We start from the raw sequence: 3,443 nt of genomic DNA on the forward strand, positions 1-3,443 counted from the left end.
ATGGTAAAAAAACGCTTTTGTGTATATACAACGCAGGAAAGTGAAAAATAGTACATGAAATGATGAAAAATTTCAGAAAAAAGGAAAAAAATTTAAGTTCAGTTTTTCAAATTTGGTGTCAGAGCAATAGTGGTTAGACACATGGGGAAAATGAATACCATAGTGTGTATCATCACGTATGTGGTGTCAGAGCAAAAGAAGAAAACAAGCAAGAACAAGAGGATAGGTATAATCATCAGTAACTATCACCCTATAGGTGTCAGAGCATGATAATACTGCACAATAAATGAAGTCTTTATAAATGCGAAGGGTCAGAGCAATTAAATTCTTGACAGCACAGTTATTACCCAATATACACAACACAAATACGTTAACATTGATGAGAGGATCCAATGAAATCCAATGTAAAAAGCAAGGATTACCAGGATTTTCTGGATGACCTGAAAGGTTATTACGAAAAACATGATCATAAAGAAGAAAATATACCAGTGGGAAGCCGCATTAAGAAAATTAGAGAAATTCAGGGGATTGATATTGAACAACTAGCACAGATATCCGGCATCGATGCCAATTATCTACATGATATAGAATCACTTAAAGTATTTCCTGATCTGGGAACAATTATTCGTTTATCCAAAGCACTCAAAATATCAACAGGGCTTATCATTGATGAGCAATCTGGCCTGCCCTATGTAGTCATACGTAAAAATGAAAGGAAAAAAATAGCACGGAAAATCTCAGGTAAAAAAGACCATCCTCATTATGAATATCTTTCCCTTTCATCTGGTGTGATTTCACGCCATATGGAATCTTTCATAGTCAGGTTAACCAGCAATGTATATTATTCCCAGGATCTATCGGCACATGAAGGCGAGGAATTCCTCTATGTCCTTGAAGGGGCAATGAAGATTAAATTAGCTGATAAAGAGGAAACGCTGCATGCTGGTGACAGCATCTTTTATCACTCAACAATTCCCCATACTTTAAAGAGCATAAGCCCCAAGCCTGCTGTGATTCTTGCAGTGCTCTACACAGGGTAATGCTGTGTTACACAAAAGTTACAATATTATCATGATGCTTTTGCCAATATAGTACATATTGGGCAATAGTATAGTAACAATTACTATCGCACAAAATATTTTTATCTTCTTAACACCCAGCGGTAAACAACAATATTAAGCGCTTTCTGAATTGAGTTGACAATAAATAAAAAGGCATCGCGTACATCAAACATTGGGCTTGGCATTCCATACAAAAGCGATACAGGAATAAAGAGATTGCGTGCTCCAATGGGGCATCCCTTGATTCGTAAAACTCTTTTAGCAACAAGCTTCCCTTCAACTTTGGTACAATCGCCCACCAGCAATACACTACCACCCGGGATAACTACATCACCTTTGTATATTCCCGTAACAATAGCTCCTTTCTTTGCCTTTTTAAGTGAACCAGGTCTTCGTTTTTCAATAGTGCCCAGGCATCCTTTCACTGCAGCCTCACAGCCACCATCGCAGATGATGTCGGTGTTGGGGGCATACCCTGAATAAAACTTGAGCGGCGTATTAAGCTCCTGCAACACCTGAAACAACCTGCTCTGACCCTTGGGTTTTTTGCGTAGTTTTTCTATATCTACATTACCACTTATTGCAATATCCTTGTTATTGCATGAACCATACCCACGCTCAGATGCAAGCCGCAAATGCAACACATCCTGAGGGCGATAGTTCATGATATAGGCTGCAACCACATCAGCAGCCAGTGGATCGTTGGAAATAATGAGTGCTCCCAGCCTCACCGGATATGGTGCTGATTCAAACCCATAGGTAATATCAATTGCGTCAGAAACTATTAAATCAGGATAACCTGCTTCCAGAAGGTCCACAATTTTTTCGTGTATGCGATAGTCATGGTAAAGCATTCTTTCTTTATGAGTAAGTATGCCAATATTCAATTTCAACGCATTGGTTATTGACGCAAAGATATGATACTTTAACTTTGGCATCCATATTTTGAAGTTTGCCTGTGCAATATATGTAGAAAGATCTATTTCCTTATGCCATTTTGCCTTAGCAAGCTTTACTCTAACGACTGGATGCTCATTCAAATCAATAACTGGCACTCTCAGTCGTTCAGCTAAATCAAAATACCCCGCTTCTTTTAAAAAAAGCCTGGAAGGAATTCCATACCCACCCGATTCACCTATGGTAATAGTGTTGATATTATTTTGACGCAATACATTGACCATAGCTTCAACGACACTTGGATGGGTATACGAATTAAAGATATATTGCTTGTTTGCAGTTACCACATTTGGTTTTATAAAGACCTTATCTTGTAACTGTATTTTTAGCTCTTTAATTGACTTTTGAATAATGCTTTCAATTTTTTGTACATCATATTCTTCAATTTGTTGCACTATTACCTTTGGCTTTTTCATAAAAATACCCTCAAATTTGATATTACAACATTTCAAAGATATATTGTTAAAATTATACCAATTGTCAATAAAAATATACAACTTGCATGTAATAAGGCTATTCTGGTTCACAGTGGCAAAACATGGTGTATAGTACCACTAACGGCTCATTTCTATTATTCAACTTTTTGCCTGATATAAAATATATGGTTTTTTTAATTGAATATCACTTAATAAAAGTTTACTGAGTAGTACACAAGATATAAAGACATACTCAAAAGGTCATCATGAAGCTCATTCAGGATTGTAAAAAAATTCAAAGATTGTAGGCATGTCACAAAATAACAGTAGCGTGAGAGTTTCACTATAAAGCTTATAATTAAGATATGTGGAAAACTAGGAGTTATTCCTGTAACGACAGTGATTTAAAATAATTTTGATTAATCGTAATTGTCAGATTTACCGTAGGATAGTAACACCATAAAGATAAATACAATATTTTTATGTAGTTGATCATTTACGCGGATTGTATACTAAAATTTTGCAAATTTAATGACATTCTTGTGGACTATACCATTAAATTATGGTAATTGTTTAATTTAAAATATGTTTTATGCTGTAACGAAGTGCAATTCCAGTTGTTACCAATTTATTTTTTTAATTTCAAAAGAATTATAGCTTTAGTAAATAAATTTACTATAACAAAGCTGCTATACATACTTTATAGTATTGCCAATTTTGTTATAAATAGAGGAAGCATAAGTGTTGCCGATAGTTGCTCTATAGAAAATTGCCTTTTATTCTTGACGTATGAGTTATTCCTACCATTCACACTGTATTTTCTAACATCTTTTATATATACAATAGCATGAATTATAACTACGGGCTGTGTTAAAAACAAAATTTAAAGCGGCCTTTTTTTATTTTATGTACTGGACATAATGTGCAATGTCACTATTCATCACATCTTCAATCTGATAATACGTAAATGTAAAATTAACCATAGGGGAATAACAACATAATAAATATG

3 protein-coding genes are annotated in these 3,443 nt (G+C 34.8%); 2 read left to right on the top strand and 1 reads right to left on the bottom strand.

Features of this window, described 5'->3' with window-relative positions; translation table 11 throughout:
- Positions 1–141 precede the first annotated feature (141 nt).
- Both AB1444_16250 and AB1444_16255 read left to right on the top strand, forming a co-directional pair.
- Positions 142–270, top strand: coding sequence for a hypothetical protein (locus tag AB1444_16250; protein MEW6528205.1), 129 nt, complete (start codon positions 142–144; stop codon positions 268–270).
- A gap of 122 nt (positions 271–392) precedes the next feature.
- Positions 393–1,040 carry an XRE family transcriptional regulator gene (locus AB1444_16255; GenBank protein ID MEW6528206.1) on the top strand — a complete coding sequence of 216 codons (648 nt, stop codon included), beginning with the start codon at positions 393–395 and terminating at the stop codon, positions 1,038–1,040.
- 101 nt (positions 1,041–1,141) lie between these two features.
- Here the strand turns inward: AB1444_16255 and AB1444_16260 are convergent, their stop codons facing one another.
- Positions 1,142–2,434, bottom strand: coding sequence for a DUF362 domain-containing protein (locus AB1444_16260; protein ID MEW6528207.1), 1,293 nt, complete (start codon positions 2,432–2,434; stop codon positions 1,142–1,144).
- Positions 2,435–3,443 lie beyond the last annotated feature (1,009 nt).

Source organism: Spirochaetota bacterium, assembly GCA_040756435.1.
In the GTDB taxonomy this organism is placed as follows: Bacteria; Spirochaetota; UBA4802; order UBA4802; family UB4802; genus UBA4802.